We start from the raw sequence: 17,182 nt of genomic DNA on the forward strand, positions 1-17,182 counted from the left end.
CCTATGCGTAGAAGTATATAAGGTGTCCACCTGGATAACTGGATGTGCTTATGGTTGTTGTCCTGTGGAAGATCAGGTTGTTAATATTGAGTGTTGATTCATCATTACTAGAAGAAAAAGCTGTTTTATAGCTGTCTTGCCTGTTGAATTCATTACCGCCGCTGTTTTCTGTTTCCACAGAGAATTCATCCAGCAAAAGCCCTTGTTCCTCCAGGTATTGCTTTAGAGCTTCGCTATTTTTCCGAAGAAGATCGCTTACTTCTTCTTGCTCTGTTTTTATGATAGTTGAAATTTTATTATCATTTGCGCTCAACTTCACTACTATTCTCCCTAATTCTTTAGGTTCAAGCTGGATGATAAGCTGATTAGTGCCTTCTTGTCTCATCTGCTGTATATAACTGGCGAGTTGCGGCGCTACCGCTGTCTGAGAGATGAGTTGAGTGATTTGGAACGGTTGACTCTGAACCTGGTTTAAGGTTTGGCTGAAGGTGCCAACTGTGCCAGGCATCGGAATTTGCGTGTCTGCCACTTGAATTACATTTGCATTGGGTTGTTGAGAAAATGAAAAGCTTTGAGATGATCTCCCACCATCTCCAAAACCAGAGGATGTGTCAGAGTTGATACTTTTTATCGCAGTATGGGTTTCCAATACCTGGTCAGATTCTGAAAACAATCGAGATGATGAACCTTCCGAGATTTCCCCATCGATTTTTTCCACTAAGTTACCCGGTTTCGCTTGCGATAGCGAATCGTAATTTCCGGCTAGTCTTTCTGCAGCATCAATTGTTTTTATAGTGGTAAAGTTTTTATCTTGTGAAATAATTGTATTAGCGAAGGAATCTTTAGCATCTCTTTGGTAAACTTCTGGTTGTCCTACTTTACCTGTGTCTTGAGTGGAAGAAATCTCAGATGACAGAATGGTTTCAGATGGTTTCTGTAGAGTATTTTTTATAAAATCTTCCTTCATTTCCTGGGGAAGCTGATCTACTCGGGCAAGAATATTTTTGATTTCATCGAGAGAAAACCGTTTCCCCTGATCCAGAGAAAAATGGAGAGCTTCGCCGTTAAAGAGAATGCCCGAAAGTATCTTGGAGAGTTCGTCTCCTTGTATTGTTACTCCTTCTTGAGTAGGTGCGTGGGAAGAAAGAAAATTTATAAGTGTTTCAAGATCAACATTTCCGTCATCACTTGCCTGTAGCTGGAGAGAGTTTATATCATCCGAAGAAAATCCAAGTTTTGCAAGCAGCTGTGATGCATCCTGCAAATTTATTGATAGTTCCCCCTTAGTTTCCAGTGTGACCCTGCTTAGTTCTTGATTTTCGACTTCTTCCTGAAGCACAAAGAAGTAGGAAAGTCCCATTTCATTTACAACGTTATCGACTTTTGCCTCCTGAGCGTTATCAATTTTCTTTTTAACCTTTTTGTCGTCAGAAGAGCTTTCCCGGCTTGAAGATGTTTGTTCCATTGTCTTGCTGTTCCTGTCGTTTTGCTCCATGAGGGATAGCAGGAAATTTTTTCCCTCTGGCTTTGTGCCATCCTTGTTGATTTTGTCTGACCTAGCCATGCTCCTTCCAGATTGACCTACTGAAACAATCCTTGAAACATCAGGCATCATCATAGATATGCCTCCCAGGAGCTTTACTAATTGTTAATCTGCCGCTTAGGGATAGAAACAAAATTAATGCCAGAGTAGGATTGCCCATGATTTCTTAGATTTTGGTTACTTTAATGGTATTAGTTCCAATATGTAGGGAGGAAATTTTTTCCTGAAGGGGCTTTAATTGTCCTAGTTTGGTTCGGTATTTTGCTGGCGAGTAGCCTTAAACTAACCGAACCTTCCCGTGATATAGTCTTCGGTGAGTTTTTTTGATGGCTTTGTAAAAATTTCCTCGGTGGGACCTATTTCAATCATACTTCCCAAATGGAAAAAAGCCGTTCTGTGGGATACTCTTGCCGCTTGCTGAAGGGAATGAGTCACTATCACAATTGCGTATTCTTTGCTTAGTTCGGCAATAAGTTCTTCTATACGAGCGGTTGCGATGGGATCCAGAGCGGAACAGGGTTCATCCATCAGAATAACTTCCGGATTTACGGCAATAGTTCTTGCTATGCACAATCTTTGCTGCTGGCCTCCGGATAGGCTTAAACCAGAATGAGATAATCTATCCTTAACTTCATCCCACAGCCAGGCTCTTCTCAATGCCATCTCAACGATTTCGTCAAGTTCACTTTTAGTTTGGGCTAGTCCATGAATCCTAGGACCGTAAGCCACGTTTTCATATATGGATTTAGGAAATGGATTTGGCTTTTGAAAAACCATCCCCACACGAGCTCGAAGAAGCACTACATCGGCATCTTTGCTGTATATATCAATTCCATCAAAAATAATCTGACCTGTAACTCGGCAGCCTTCAATGGTGTCGTTCATTCTATTGAGACACCTTATGAAAGTCGATTTCCCACAACCAGAAGCTCCAATGATTGCCAGAACTTCCTGTCTGTAAATGTCAAGGGAAACGTCCTTTATGGCGTGTTTGGATCCATAAAACACATTAACGTCCCGACATATTATGCACGGTTCTTTGGATTCTTCATGAGACATAGCCGTTTGAAACCCCGCACGATTCAGTTCGCCCGCCCCATTTCGCGGGGCGGACAGTCACCTTTCTATTTTTTATTTAATTAACTGCATTACTTCACTTCGAACTTTTTCACGCTCTGCTTTAGGAAGAGGAATTAATCCTTTTCCCGCGAGATATCCTTCGTCTCCAAGGGCTTTTTCGCTAAGAAATTCTTCAACGTATTCTTTAATGCCCGGGATGACTCCCAGGTGAGCTTTTTTTACATAAAAAAAGATCGGTCTTGCAAGAGGATAGGAACCCGAGGCTATGGCTTCAAAGGTTGGTGCTACTCCGTTTATCAAAGAGCCCTGAAGTTTGTCCAGATTATTGTCTAGAAAGCTGAAACCAAAGATACCCAAAGCTTTTGGATTTGCTTCCAGCTTTTGCACAATAAGATTGTCATTTTCTCCAGCGTCTATATAGGCTCCGTCTTCTCTAATTACGTGAGCAATTGCTTTGAATTGCTTTGCGTCTTTTTGTGCCAGTTCTTTAAGTTCCGGAATACTTTTTGCTCCAGGTTCCATGGCAAGCTCCAGAAATGCATCTCTTGTTCCAGATGTGGGTGGAGGACCGTAAACTTCTATCTTTACATCAGGAAGGGAAGGATTGACGTCTTTCCACGTTTTGTAAGGATTGGCTATAATGTTACCCGGGTTTTTTGGATCAGGAACCTGTTTTGCCAGAGCCAGGAAAATATCCTTTGTGGTAAGATTCAGGAGTTGCCCTTTTTTGCTTACGGCTAAAACAATACCATCAAAACCGATTTTGACTTCTATGATGTCTTTTACTCCGTTCTGAGCACAAAGATTTTTTTCCGATTCTGTGATTGGACGAGAAGCATTGCTGATGTCCGGGTGAGCTTCCCCTATACCTCCACAGAAGATCTTAAATCCTCCTCCTGTTCCGGTAGATTCAACCTTGGGGGTTTTAAATCCTTTCTTGCCCAGATGTTCCGAGACAGTAATGGCAAAAGGGTAAACCGTTGAAGATCCAACGATGTAAAGAGTATCCCTGGCTGCCATGGCTGAATTGATTCCAAAAGCCAGACAAACAACTGCCACCATTACGCTAATTGCCGCAATTTTTTTGCCAAGCTTAAAATTCATAACATTCCCCCCTCTTTTAATTGATTTACCTTTAACGCTTTGCTTTTTTATCCTGGGCTTTTACGTCAACTTTTTTAATTTTGATCACCTCCTTCCTGGGTATTTTCGCCCGCTATTTTGGAAAATCGGTATAGGTCGGTCGGTTAATTTCAAAAAAACCATCAGCTTCACATTTAAGTTACATAAACTTGGATTCATATTTTTTCCGGAGCCATATAGCGGCACCATTCATGAGAATCATGAATAAAAGAAGAACAATTATTGCCGCTGCAGCCTTTCCAGCAAAGGCTCGTTCTGGTTGATCAGACCATAGATAAATCTGGACTGGTAAAGCTGTTGAGGGATCTGTGAGCTTTTTAGGAATATCCACAATAAAAGCCACCATGCCCACCATGAGAAGAGGAGCCGTCTCACCTATAGCTCTAGCCATTCCTACAATAGCTCCTGTAAGCATTCCCGGTAGAGCCAGAGGAACCACATGATGAAATATGGTTTGAATCTTCGATGCTCCCACACTTAAAGCCGCTTCCCGTATCGAAGGAGGAACGCTACTTAGAGCACTTCTCGATGCTATAACGATTACCGGAATAGTCATTAAAGACAGCACCAGTCCGCCCACAAGAGGAGATGATCGGGGGAGATGAAAGAAGTTCAGGAAGATAGCCAGTCCAATAAGTCCAAATATTATCGACGGAACGGCTGTAAGGTTGTTTATATTTATATCGATGAAGTCTTTGAATTTTGATCTTCTGGCGCATTCTTCCAGATATATTGCGGCACCAGTCCCCAATGGAAATGATAGGGTAATTGTAACAAGCACAAGGTAAAAAGATCCCACAATGGCTCCACCTATACCTGCTGTGCTGGGATTATTGGAATCCCCCGATGTAAAAAATCGCCAGTTAAAACTGACTGATACTCTGTTTTCGTTTTCCAGTTGCTCAAATCTTTTCAGGTTTTTTTCAGTGACAAGTCCTGCTTGCAAAGCCTTTTCCGGGGAAATAACCCCCTTTTTGACCATATCTATTCCATCCCCAGCCGGAAGCCATAGTTCTGCTGAAGATCCCACAACTTCTGGATGTGCTTTCGCAAAACTTCTGATTACTTCCACTGCTCCGGGGCTTAAGAGCTTATTAAGTTCCTTCTTTTCCTGTCTTGTTCTGGTATCGGGGAAAACGGTTAATAAAGTTCTTGCAAGAACAGCTTCGTAATCGCTTTCTTCAATGTTATAAGGAGAAACAAACTGGGGATCGAAGTAAACCGTCAATCTAATGCGAGTTTCCAAAAAGGCATGCCACCCCATCCTGAAAATGCCCATCAGGAAAATACCCAGGAAGAGAAAGCAAAAAAGGATGCTTAAAAATCCATAGATGGCAAAACGCTTTTCCCTCTGGTATCTTTTTTTAAGGGTTCTGCGGACTTTTTCTGCTGTGGTTAGGTTATTCATACTGTTCCCTGTATCTTTTTACGATCATAAAGGCGATGAGATTTAAGGTTAGTGTCACCACAAACAGAACTAACCCAAGCGCAAAGGCTGCCAGGGTTTTGGGACTGTCAAATTCCTGGTCACCGGTAAGAAGGCTGACAATTTGAACCGTAACAGTGGTTACAGCATCAAAGGGGTTCAGCGTCAGTTTTGCTCTAAGACTGGCAGCCATAACCACAATCATTGTCTCGCCGATAGCTCTTGAGACAGCAAGGAGCACTCCAGCAGCAATGCCGGGCAGAGCCGCAGGAAGAAGCACCTTCTGAATCATTTCTGACTTGGTAGATCCTAAAGCATAGGCTCCGTCTCTAAGAGATTGTGGAACTGCGTTCATAGCATCGTCTGAGAGAGAAGAAATGTAGGGGATGATCATTATGCCCATTACAAGCCCTGCAGCAAGAGCACTTTCAGAGGGAATGCCAAACCCGAACCGCTCTGCCATATATCGAACGAATGGACCTACAATAAGCGCTGCAAAGAATCCATATACGACCGTGGGAATCCCAGCCAGAATCTCAAGCGTGGGTTTGATAACCGCTCGTAATTTGGGATGAGCATACTCGGAGGTGAAGATCGCCGCGAAAAGCCCAATGGGAACTGCTATACTTAGGGCTATGGCTGATATAAGAAACGTCCCCACAAAAACAGGCACGGCTCCAAAAGATCCGGTGGTTGCCATCTGATCTGAACGAATAGCAATGTGAGGGCTCCAGTGAGTTCCCGTGAGGAATTCCAGGATGGAAACACTTTTGAAAAATCTAACAGATTCTGAAAAGACCGAAACGACAATACTTAGAGTTGTGAAAATAGCGAGAAGAGCGCAGGTTCCCAAAAGAGCCGTGACAATTGCTTCTACTCTGTGCCGAGCTCGAAGACCAGGAGAGATGCGCTGACTGAAAAAAGCCGCTGTCCCCAGCCCTACTGTGACCACAACAGCAAAAAGAGCCCATCGACTTAAATGTTTCAAGTTGGAATAAACAGGGACTAGATGTTTTAGAGATTCGTCAATTTTGAAAAAGCCTGTTTCTCCTTCGGCAACTGCTTTAATTCTGTCAAGCCACAGGGAAATCTCAGCTCCAGAAAGAGATGGCATGGCCTTTCGAATGTGTTCAGCCATAATATGTGAAATTATGAATGGCTCCGCAGCAAGCCACAAGAAAGCTATAACCACACACGGGAGCGCAGCCTGCAAAGCCACATAAGCGCCGTGGTAAGCTGGCTGAGAGTGGAATTTTCTCAGGGGAATTTGTTCCTTTTTGGCTATTCTGAGAGCTTTTCTGGTTCCTGCCACGTAGCAAACTGAAATAAGGGTTAAGATGAAAATAAAGATAATAGACAGACTCACTTCTTCCCCTTTCGCTTATACGCAAGACACTGAGACTTTTAACTTTCCATTGCGATGGTTAAAATAGGATTGTTGAGGATGGATTTCAGAAAAGTTACATTATTGTGACAAACCGCTTTTGTAACGCATACTAATTGTTCTTTCTGCTGGAGCCTTGCCCAATTTATAAGTTCATTTAGCCAATGATCGTAATCACAAATTGACGTTTATTTGTAAAAAATTTGTAACATCAGGATGATGTTATCGGTAACGCAATTGTAATGCAATTTCGGGATGCGACTTTGCAGATTTTAAGGATGGGGCCATGAAAGAGAAAATCTTGGTGATAGAAGACGATGAAGATATCCTGAACCTGGTTTCTTACCATTTTGAATCTAACCAATTTGTTGTAATGAAAGCTCAAACTGGACAAGAAGGACTTGAGATAGCATGGCGAGAACATCCAGATCTTATCATTCTGGACATCATGCTTCCGGATATGGATGGCTTTGAGATTTGTAAAAGATTAAAACGATATGATGAAACCATGAATATTCCAGTAATTATGCTTACAGCAAAAGGAGAAGAAATAGACCGGGTTTTGGGATTCGAATTAGGTGCTGATGACTATGTGGTAAAACCTTTCAGCCCGAGAGAACTTGTTCTTCGTGCCAGAGCAATTCTTAAACGACGTGACTCCCTCTCTCCAGATCAAAAAATATGGCGGCGTGACGGAGTCATGTTCAACATCGAAGCCCACAGTCTTACAGTGGACGGTGAGGAAATCCCTCTTACAGCAACAGAATTCAACCTTTTCCTTGCTTTTATAAGGAACGAAGGAAGAGTGCTTACTCGCGAGATTCTTCTTGATCGTGTATGGGGATACAGCTTTGATGGGTATGCCCGCACAGTAGATACTCATATTCGGAGACTGAGAAAAAAACTTGGTCCTTACAGTGATTGGATTCAGACTGTAAGGGGATTTGGATATAAATTTGAAGTAAAATGACGGAGCTTTGAGTGATTCTACAAAAGCGATCTAACTTTCATGTAAAACTTTTTGCCTATTTCTGGGCTGTCCTGATTTTTGCTTTTATTTTTTCTGCTTATTTTTATGTCGTTACTGTAAGACAAACCTTGATCAACGAAAATTTTCGTAATGTGGAAGAAAAACTGGAGATTATTATTTCCCTGTTAGGGCAATATCTACCTTTTGACGAGGAACAAACTTTTCAGGAACGCCTTAAATCTTTGGGGCTAATTTTTCGAGTTCGAATCACATACATTGATAAAACTGGAAGAGTGATAGGGGATTCGGAAGTGCCCTTTGAAAAAATTCCTTATATGGAAAACCACAGTGATAGACCAGAATTCCATGAAGCCTGGAAGAATGGAACTGGAAGGTCCATTCGTCCTAGCACAACTATTAGAAGACATCTACTTTACGTTGCTAAGCGGTGCGATGTATTGATAGGTTCAAGGTATTATGAAGGTGTTATGAGACTTTCCGAGTCGCCAGAGCCATCTCCTATCGGATTTGGACATCTACTTACCAGATTCGGATTAATTCTTGCCTTTGGCTTCGTTTTTTCCAGCATTCTTGCTTATTGGTTGATAGGACGACTTTACGGTTCTATTGAAGAAGTTGTGGGTTTTGTTCATGAGATAATCAAAGGAAACATCAAACGAAGGCTTATTGCGTCTCCTCGCCATGAGTTTCCCGAACTCGTAGAAACTCTGAATTCAATGGCTGATGCCATGGAAGAACAGCTCAACAAAGCTACCAAAACCACAGAAGAACTTGAAACCATCCTGGAAGGCATGAGAGAAGGTGTCCTCTTACTTAGTGAGGAAGGAAAGATCGTTATGGCAAATCCCTTTCTGATAAAGACGTTAATAAAATCTTCTTCCTGGAAAGGCAGGTATCCCATAGAACTAATTCCCTCCGTCGATCTTCATAACGCCTGTGGCGATGTAGTGCGCGGAAGAGTAAGAAACACTAATTTACGAATTTCTTTCAAAGACGGAGATATTGTGTATGACGTTAGTATTTCCCGGCTTGAAAGACAGGGTAAGTTTTTAGGTGCATTGGCTGTATTTCATGACGTTTCCGAAGCGGCTCGAGTTGAGAAAATAAGAAGGGATTTTGTCGCTAATGTTTCTCACGCTCTTCGCACTCCTCTTACGTCAATAAAAGGCTATGCCGAAACGGTTATGGACATCCTGTCTGGACGGGAAGAATTTCATCAAGCACGAACATTTATTGATGTGGTTTTACGAAATGCAGAGTATATGATGAAGTTGGTGGACAAATTGCTTAAACTTGCAGAAATTGAATCTTCTTCAGGAAAAGAGACTTTTGAACCGGTTAATGTTGTAGATATTGCGATCAAAGCTTGGGATGTATGCAGTTATCTTGCTTCAGAAAAGCAGGTTCAGCTTGAAAGAAGTGTGGAAATTAACTTCCCGATTGTGAAGGGACAGAGAGAACAGCTTTTTACATTGTTTCAGAACCTTTACGAAAACGCTCTCCGCTATCAACCCCATGGAGTTCCTTTGAAGCTTACCGTAACTGCTCAGAGTGATGAAGAGATTAAAGTTTGCCTTGAAGACAGTGGACCGGGGATTGATGAGACCTACAGAGAAAGAATTTTTGAACGGTTCTTCAGAATAGAAAGAGTCGGAGAAAAAGAGAAAAATTCTGCTCATACGGGATTGGGACTTGCGATTTGTAAACATATCGTGAAAAACCATGGTGGAAAGATATGGGTAGAAGGAGAAAAGGGAGCACGTTTTTGTTTTACTCTCCCAAGGTATAAAGAGAAAGGATAGCTTTGTATGACCGACAGAGTAAGATCCAGGTATGTGAGAGAACTCGAAGATCTTAAAAATGAAACATTAAAAATGGGCACTTTTGCTCTTGATGCACTTAAAAGCGCTGTAATGGCTTTTCTTGGTTATTCTACCGATGAAGCCAAAAAAATTATTGAGCAGGACGTTGTGTTGGATCGATGGGAAGTGGATATAGATCGTCGAGCCTTAAATCTTCTTGCTCTGGAACAACCCGTAGCCAAGGATCTTAGACTTATTGTTTCTTGTCTGCGGATGAGTGTTGACATTGAACGAATAGGCGATCAAGCCGTCAATATCGCTCAACGAACCATACGTCTTGCTAAACTTCCCGCTATTTGCCAGCCTCCCCCTTTCGAAACGCTCTACAAAGTGGCTGTAAAAATGATCGAGCAAGCCTTAAAGGCTTTCGCTGACGAGGATGTGAGCCTGGCTCAGCAGGTCTGCAGTATGGATGACGAAGCCGACGAAGCAAACTTTGCCGTCATGAGAGATTCTTTGAAATATATGACCGAACATCCTGCCTGCGCAGAACAGGCTCTACAGACCATAATTGTAGCTAGATGCCTTGAAAGATCTGCTGATATTGCAACCAATATAGCAGAGAGTGTTATCTTTATAGTGGAAGGTAAGAACGTTAAACACGTCTTCCCGGATAAAGAGAAAGAAAAAACAAGAAAACATTGGGATGTTTGATTTTCTGTTCCATCTCGTTTTTTAGCTTTCTCATAAAAACTTCTGCTATCCCGAACGTTCTTAACTGAGAACTCGGGAAAGTGCCGCCCATTATCAGTTAATTCCGTGGCTTACTGTTTGCGATCTGACGCAAAAGGGATTATTTTCTTCCTTCGGTTAAATATAAATTAAGGGCACGGTGTGCCCTGTTCTGTACGGATTTTGTTTTTAAATCCGAATAGAAGGAGAATATTAGATGAAGCTTGGTATAGTAGGTCTTCCAAGATCGGGAAAGACAACCCTTTTTTCGGCTCTAACCGGTCGTCCCTATCATGAGCTTGCATCCTCTTCAAAACCTGGTAGTGTGCAGGGCGTGGTTTCGGTTCCTGACGATCGACTGGACTGGTTGGGTGAAGAATACCATCCTCGTAAGATAACCCCAGCCACAGTAGTATATTTTGATTTTCATGCTGGAACCCAGCTCGATCCCGACGATCGTAAAAGTTATATATCTTTACTTCTTACCAACATTCGCCCCCTTGATGCTCTTATAATGGTGTTAAGAAACTTTCAGGATCCAGTTCTTGGAATTCCTGATCCGGCTCGAGATTTTCAAACCCTGGAAGAAGAATTTCTCATTGCCGATCTTGCCACAGTAGAAAAGCGCCTTGAAAAAATTGAACAGGAGCGAAAAAAGGGACGAAAAGGATTAGATCATGAAGCAGAACTTCTATACGAGTGTAACCGTATCCTTAACAATGAAGAGCCGCTTAGAAACTATCCTGATATTGCAAAAGCTCCGGAGCTTAGAGGATTTACCTTCCTCACGGCAAAGCCGCTCTTGGTTGTTGTGAATAACGAAGATTCTGATGATGCTATGCCTTCCATCCATTTGCGAGGCGTTGAAGCTATAGCCGTTAGAGCTCGCCTTGAGATGGAAATTGTTCAACTTCCTCCCGACGAAGTTGAAACATTTAAGCAGAGCTTTGGAGTGAGCACTCTAGCTAGAGACCTCGTTATTAAAAAATCTTATGCGCTTCTCAGACTCATCACATTTTTTACTGTTGGAGATGATGAGGTCAAAGCCTGGACTATACCTGAGAATACAACGGCTGTGAAAGCCGCAGGAACAATACATTCCGATATGGAAAAGGGTTTCATACGAGCGGAAGTAGTTGCTTATGAAGATCTAAGGCGAGTTGGCAGTTATGCCGCAGCTCGAAAAGAAGGTCTTGTTAGGTTAGAAGGCAAAGATTACATTGTCCGTGATGGTGATATATTACATATCCGGTTTGGTTCTTCAGGAGCCAAAAAATAAAATATGCAGAACGAAAATTTTTCTATCCTGTCTGAAAAACTCAAATAGAGCGGTGGAGTATTGATGATTCACCTTCGAGGAGTCACTCAACATAATCTCGCCAGCATAGATCTAGACATCCCATTGGGAAAAATGATTGGGATTTGTGGGGTAAGCGGATCAGGCAAATCCACTCTTGCCTTCCATGTTATCCATGCAGAAGGGCAGCGCCGATACGTGGAGACCTTTTCGCCTTACGTGCGCCAGTTTTTGGAAAGACTTACTGCTCCCTCTGCTCAATCCATAGAAAACATTCCTCCCACAATAGCCCTTGAATCGGGAACAACGGTAAAAAATGCCAGATCAACCGTTGGCACATTGACCGACATTAATGACTATTTAAAGCTCCTTTATTCACTCGACATGTCCCTTGAAGATTCGTCCAGCTCGCCGGAAGCTATTAGGTCTCTTGTTGAAGCTGTCTGTCCTAATTGCAATATTCCCATTCGCTCAGCCACGGTGGAATCAATTCTTTCTTGGCTCAAGGTCGAAAAGATCGGTGAACGTTTTCTTATTCTTGCCCCCCTTAATCTTGATAAATATGGTTTTAACCCTCGAGAACTTATCTACAGAGGTTTTGTAAGGATTTACACCGGCGGTCGCCAAATTCACCTAGAAGAAGATCCTATAACCGAAAATATTTCACCCCCGGTGTTCGTTGTGGTTGATCGAGTGGCTTATAACGGTCAGGAAGATGAAACCCGTATTGCTGAATCTCTCAGAGTTGCCATGCAGGTAGGGGAAGGCATTGTGGAGCTGGCTTTCCCGAAGAATGATGAATCTGGATCTTACTTCCATTACAGCTTTAACGCTAAAAAAACCTGTCCCCAATGTGGCTTTGTTGTGCCAGTTCGACGACCTGAACTCTTTTCCTTCAACAGTCCTTTGGGAGCTTGTCCTGAGTGTAAAGGGTTCGGGAGAATTATTGGCGTAAATCCTGATCTTGTCGTGCCGGATAAGACTCTTAGCCTGTCCGATGGAGCCATTAAACCCTGGCCACCTGGAACCTATGAATATCGGGATCTCATGAAATTTTGCTGGCGAGAAAGGATTCCGACGGACGTGCCATTTGAAGAACTTTCTCAGGATGCACGAGATAAAATCTTTAATGGCACAGCAGATTTTTACGGCGTTAAAGGTTTTTTTGAGTGGCTGGAAGAAAAACGTTATAAGGTGCATGTAAGGGTCTTTCTATCTCGTTATAGAGCTTTTATTACATGTCCGGTGTGTGGTGGAACACGCTACCGTAAAGAGACCGGCATATTTAGATTGTTAGGAACACCCATTTATGAACTGCAGTCCTGGAGCATAACAAAGTGTCTCGATTTTTTTAAGGCTCACCGAGAAATTCTTTGTTCTTCTCAGTCTTCGTCGGTTTTATCAAACGAGATCATTCGACGACTCAAACTTCTCGATTCTCTTCGACTTGGCTACTTGTCACTAGATCGTTCATCTAGAACACTTTCTGGCGGAGAGGTTCAGAGAGTCCATCTTGTGCGGGTGCTGGGAAGTGGCTTGAGCAACGTGCTTTACATCATGGATGAACCAAGCACGGGCTTACATCCCCGGGATCAGGAACATCTTGTGAAAGCTCTAAGACGCTTTGTCGAACAGGGCAATACTGTGCTCGTTGTGGATCATGATCCTGATATTTTAAGCGCCTGTGATGAACTCATAGAACTGGGTCCCGGTGGAGGAAAAAAGGGAGGGCGAATTATTGCGCGAGGAACTCCTCCCGAACTTGCTTCAAACCCTGAAAGCATTACAGGAAGATACCTTTTAGGCTGTTCAGCAATAGGAGAATTGTTTTCGGTTCAGTCCGAGCGAGATAGAATGGGGGCATTACCGTGTGTTCCTGTGCCAGACGACCAGGCTCGAATGCTTATTGTAAAAGATACACGGGTTAATAACTTGAAAAACATCTCAGTTCGCTTTCCGTTGGGACGTCTTATTGGTGTTAGCGGTGTGTCTGGAGCCGGAAAGACAACCTTAGTTCGCACTGTGCTTTATTCGAGCTGGCTTAAACATAAGAGATTGCCCGTAGAAGATGAAATCCCGCCCGGAAGCTGGAAAATGGAGGGACTTAAGTGGATCGATAATATGATGTTTGTGGATCATCGCCCTGTTGCTCGCACCCCCAGAGCAAACCTCATGTCCTACGCCGGTATTATGTCCATAGTAAGAAACCTTCTTGCAAATACTGATGAAGCCCGAGAGAAAGGTTATGGACCCGGTTTCTTTTCTTTTAACCAACCTGGGGGGCGCTGTGAAGTCTGTCAGGGTGAAGGATACGAGCATCACGAGATGCAGTTCCTTGCCGATGTCTATTCTGAATGTCCTGCCTGCCACGGAAAGCGATTCAAAAAGGAAGCTCTGGAAATTCGCTACAAGGGCTGGAATATAGCCGATTTTCTTGATGCAACAGCTGAAGATGTGGCATCTCATTTCTCAGATCACCCAACGATTATGCAATTTCTAAAGCCCTTTTTCCTGCTTCAACTTCATCATCTAAAACTCGGACAGCCTCTTGCAACCCTTTCTGCTGGTGAATCGCAGAGACTTAAGCTTGTGCCGTTTGTTAGAGAAATGCTGGCACTGGAAAAAGCTGGAACTCGTAGTTCTGGAAAGAGCTGCCTTATTCTTGACGAACCCTCAAGAGGACTTCACCCGCTGGATCTCGAAAATCTGTCATCAGTTCTTCGGATGCTCGTTGATCGAGGACATACGGTTATAATGGTGGAACACAACCTACAGCTCCTTTCTCTCTGTGATTGGATCATTGATCTGGGTCCAGGCTCGGGTGATGAAGGTGGCAAACTGGTTTACGAAGGTTCGGTAGCTGGATTGATGGAATGTGCCGAGAGCGCTACCGGTTTAGCCATGAAAAACTTCATTGAACGTAGATTGCGGGGGCAAATAGACCAATCTTTCAGGTTTGCTAGCGTTGTTTCCAATGTTAAACCAAGTCTTGACGGTTTTACCAAGTCCTCTGGTAGTGAAAAAAACAAATTGTCAAGAGAAACAAAGGTTCGTGATGTAATCCTTAAAGGTGTCCGTCATCATAGCCTGAACATTGAAGAGTTGAAGCTACCGCTTGGTGCTATGATAGCTATCACAGGTGTAAGTGGCTCCGGGAAGTCCACTCTCGCCTTCGATGTGTTATTTAGCGAAGGGCAGAGGCGATATCTGGAATGTCTATCCAGTTATGTGAGAAACTATTTTCCTCTTCCTGAACGCCCCACCATTGATCTGTTAGAAGGACTCCCGCCAACGGTTGCGGTTGAACAAAGGTTAAGCCGTTTGGGTAACAAGTCCACAGTGGGAACAGTTACAGAAATTTACCATTTTCTGAGAGTCCTTTTTGCCAAAGCAGGAGAGCAGCATTGCCCCGGCTGTGGTCATCCAGTGGAAGCTCTAACCGAAGATGAACTGATTGCCAGGATAGAACACGAACTCAGTAGCCCCAATCCGCCTCTGGTGCTTTCACCGGTGGTTTACAGGCGCAAAGGAGTATATCGAGATCTGGCTAATAAGCTGGATCGCATGGGTTTTCAAGAACTTCGGGTTGACGGAGTGTGGATGAAGCCGTCTGAACTGGCTTCTTCTCTACTTTCTCGATTTACGGATCATACGATTGAAGGTAAAGTTCCGCTATCGATTCCCTTCGGGGATGAGGCTATTGAATGGCTCCGTAAGGCTCTTAAACTAAGCGATGGTCTTTTTATGTTGGTTTACGATGATGGCAAAGAAGAAATGCTGAGCCTGAGGTTTTTCTGTCACCGCTGTCAGCGTAGCTTTATGCCTCTTGAACCGAGACTTTTTTCCTTTAACAGCCCTTATGGGGCTTGTCTGCGGTGCGATGGGACTGGAGGGGACGAAAACGGCAGTGTGTGTCCAGCTTGTGGAGGGAGTCGCTTAAACGAGCAGGCACGGGCGGTTAAATGGGCTGGGAGAGCAATACATGAATGGACAGCTCTTAGCGTTGATGAGTCTCTCCAGCTCTGGGAAAATATCGAGCAAAAACTTAACTCTGTAGAATTTTCCAGATGGCGTGAGGTGTTGGAAGCTGTCAAAACCGAGATTATCAGCAGGTTGAGATTTCTTATGGATGTGGGACTTGGCTATCTAACTCTTGACCGATCTGGCGATACTTTGTCTGGAGGCGAAGTTCAGCGGATCAGGCTTGCGGCACACCTTGGCTCCAACCTCTGCGGAGTCTTTTACGTTCTGGATGAACCAACCATCGGACTTCATCCTTCCGACAACCATAAATTGCTCCAGTGTCTGAAGAAATTGCGTGATCGTGGCAATACGGTGTTGGTTGTAGAACATGATCAAGAAACTCTTAGAGCCGCAGACGTGGTGGTTGAACTGGGACCTGGCGCAGGACGGAATGGCGGACGGGTTGTTGCTAAGGGTAGATTTGAAGATCTTTTGGTGCAGGATGGAACTCTTACCGGAAGATCCTTTGGCAATGAGTTGTGTTTTGAAGAACTTGAAACTAGAAGACGACCGGTGAACTCTTCTCATAAGAACTGGCTTACCGTAAGATCTATTTCCATAAGGAATTTCAACGGCGTGGACGTATCAATACCTTTAGGAACGCTTACCTGCATTACCGGGGTTTCCGGCTCAGGAAAAAGCACTCTGCTTTTCGATGTTGTAAAAGTTGGACTTGAACGGGCGCTTTCTGATAAAGGTGACAGGGTCAGGAGTGGACACCTTCCTTTTTCTTATATTGAAGGTTACGAAGGTATTTCGCGAGTTCAGGAAGTGGATCATCAGCCGATAGGCCGAACATCCCGCTCCATCCCTGCAACATATATTGGTATATGGGATGAAATCCGTAAGATTTTTGCATCTCTTCCGGCAGCTAAAGCTCTCGGTTTTACTCCCGCTCACTTTTCCTTTAACATCGATGGTGGTAGATGTGAAATGTGCAAAGGGCAGGGAGTGGTTGTGGAAAAAATGGGCTTTTTACCGGATGTTACCAGAACATGCCCTGCCTGTGGCGGGACTAGATTCAAATCTGATGTGCTTTCAGTTCGCCATCGAGGTTGCTCCATTGCTGATGTTCTTGCTATGACTTTCGATGAAGCAGGAGAACATTTTAAAGCTTACGGGCTTATTGCTAAACCTGTAGAAATAGTCAGAAAGCTGGGACTTGGGTATCTAACTCTCGGACAGCCGAGTTCAACCCTTTCGGGTGGAGAAGCTCAGCGTATAAAACTTGTTAAGGAGTTGCAGAAGCAGAGCCGCCCGACTGTTTTTATGCTGGATGAACCAACCACGGGACTTCATAGGTCGGATATTGTGAAGTTAGTGGCTGTGCTGAGGGATTTGGTCGATCGAGGGCATACAGTGTTGGTTATTGAGCACAATATGGATTTCGTTAGACTAAGCGATTACATTATTGATATTGGTCCTGAGGGAGGCATACATGGAGGAAATATTGTAGCCTGTGGAACTCCAGAAGAAATGAAGGCTTTTGTAAATGTTTCCAGGACGGCAAGGGCTCTCTGGGGTTTGGGCGAAAGTGATGTAAGAAGAAGTGTGACGGCGATGCATTCCTGTGCATAAAGAATCAGACAGGTATGCTACACAGGGTTGTTTGGTTTCTTACGGATTGGTTTATAAATCAACCGCCAAGGAAGGGAAGGTTACACGGTAATTTATCGATGGAGGCGTAATTAAAGGGGGATAATACGATATATCAGCACTGTGACTTTACAAAAGATGATCAACATTGCGGGGGGATAAAGA

General features: G+C 43.6%; 10 protein-coding genes. 5 read left to right on the top strand and 5 right to left on the bottom strand.

Annotated features, from left to right (window positions below):
* Position 1 precedes the first annotated feature (1 nt).
* The 5 genes from WHS38_07405 to pstC form a co-directional block, all read right to left on the bottom strand.
* On the bottom strand, positions 2-1,618 hold the full coding sequence (locus tag WHS38_07405; GenBank protein MEJ5300799.1) for a flagellar hook-length control protein FliK: 1,617 nt from the start codon (positions 1,616-1,618) through the stop codon (positions 2-4).
* Positions 1,619-1,825: 207 nt separating this feature from the next.
* Positions 1,826-2,602: a phosphate ABC transporter ATP-binding protein PstB gene (gene pstB, locus WHS38_07410; GenBank protein MEJ5300800.1), complete on the bottom strand. Its 777-nt coding sequence runs from the start codon at positions 2,600-2,602 to the stop codon at positions 1,826-1,828.
* 72 nt (positions 2,603-2,674) lie between these two features.
* Positions 2,675-3,727 carry a PstS family phosphate ABC transporter substrate-binding protein gene (locus WHS38_07415; protein ID MEJ5300801.1) on the bottom strand — a complete coding sequence of 351 codons (1,053 nt, stop codon included), beginning with the start codon at positions 3,725-3,727 and terminating at the stop codon, positions 2,675-2,677.
* Between the two features lie 178 nt (positions 3,728-3,905).
* The gene (gene pstA / locus WHS38_07420) at positions 3,906-5,174 is read right to left on the bottom strand and encodes a phosphate ABC transporter permease PstA (protein MEJ5300802.1); all 1,269 of its coding nucleotides are present in this window, start codon (positions 5,172-5,174) and stop codon (positions 3,906-3,908) included.
* Positions 5,167-6,558 carry a phosphate ABC transporter permease subunit PstC gene (pstC, locus tag WHS38_07425; GenBank protein ID MEJ5300803.1) on the bottom strand — a complete coding sequence of 464 codons (1,392 nt, stop codon included), beginning with the start codon at positions 6,556-6,558 and terminating at the stop codon, positions 5,167-5,169. The genes pstA and pstC overlap by 8 nt, the downstream gene beginning before the upstream one ends.
* 304 nt (positions 6,559-6,862) lie before the next feature.
* On the opposite strand from pstC, the gene WHS38_07430 reads away from it, so the two are divergent.
* From WHS38_07430 to uvrA, 5 genes are all read left to right on the top strand, one after another.
* Positions 6,863-7,546, top strand: a complete 684-nt coding sequence (locus tag WHS38_07430) for a response regulator transcription factor (GenBank protein ID MEJ5300804.1) — start codon at positions 6,863-6,865, stop codon at positions 7,544-7,546.
* A gap of 11 nt (positions 7,547-7,557) precedes the next feature.
* Positions 7,558-9,369: an ATP-binding protein gene (locus WHS38_07435; protein MEJ5300805.1), complete on the top strand. Its 1,812-nt coding sequence runs from the start codon at positions 7,558-7,560 to the stop codon at positions 9,367-9,369.
* Positions 9,370-9,375: 6 nt separating this feature from the next.
* Positions 9,376-10,083 carry a phosphate signaling complex protein PhoU gene (gene phoU / locus WHS38_07440; protein MEJ5300806.1) on the top strand — a complete coding sequence of 236 codons (708 nt, stop codon included), beginning with the start codon at positions 9,376-9,378 and terminating at the stop codon, positions 10,081-10,083.
* Positions 10,084-10,318: 235 nt separating this feature from the next.
* A complete protein-coding gene (locus WHS38_07445) occupies positions 10,319-11,380 on the top strand; it encodes a DUF933 domain-containing protein (protein ID MEJ5300807.1) in 1,062 nt (353 codons plus the stop codon).
* Positions 11,381-11,443: 63 nt separating this feature from the next.
* Positions 11,444-16,999, top strand: a complete 5,556-nt coding sequence (gene uvrA, locus WHS38_07450; GenBank protein MEJ5300808.1) for an excinuclease ABC subunit UvrA — start codon at positions 11,444-11,446, stop codon at positions 16,997-16,999.
* Positions 17,000-17,182: the final 183 nt, after the last annotated feature.

Source organism: Thermodesulforhabdaceae bacterium, assembly GCA_037482015.1.
Classification (GTDB): domain Bacteria; phylum Desulfobacterota; class Syntrophobacteria; order Syntrophobacterales; family Thermodesulforhabdaceae; genus JAOACS01.

Excerpts from the sequence above, each read along its gene's own strand:
- uvrA (MEJ5300808.1), top strand. The coding sequence starts at position 11,444 with ATGATTCACCTTCGAGGAGTCACTCAACATAATCTCGCCAGCATAGAT.
- phoU (MEJ5300806.1), top strand. The coding sequence starts at position 9,376 with ATGACCGACAGAGTAAGATCCAGGTATGTGAGAGAACTCGAAGATCTT.
- WHS38_07430 (MEJ5300804.1), top strand. The coding sequence starts at position 6,863 with ATGAAAGAGAAAATCTTGGTGATAGAAGACGATGAAGATATCCTGAAC.
- WHS38_07415 (MEJ5300801.1), bottom strand. The coding sequence starts at position 3,727 with ATGAATTTTAAGCTTGGCAAAAAAATTGCGGCAATTAGCGTAATGGTG.
- pstB (MEJ5300800.1), bottom strand. The coding sequence starts at position 2,602 with ATGTCTCATGAAGAATCCAAAGAACCGTGCATAATATGTCGGGACGTT.
- WHS38_07405 (MEJ5300799.1), bottom strand. The coding sequence starts at position 1,618 with ATGATGATGCCTGATGTTTCAAGGATTGTTTCAGTAGGTCAATCTGGA.
- WHS38_07445 (MEJ5300807.1), top strand. The coding sequence starts at position 10,319 with ATGAAGCTTGGTATAGTAGGTCTTCCAAGATCGGGAAAGACAACCCTT.
- pstA (MEJ5300802.1), bottom strand. The coding sequence starts at position 5,174 with ATGAATAACCTAACCACAGCAGAAAAAGTCCGCAGAACCCTTAAAAAA.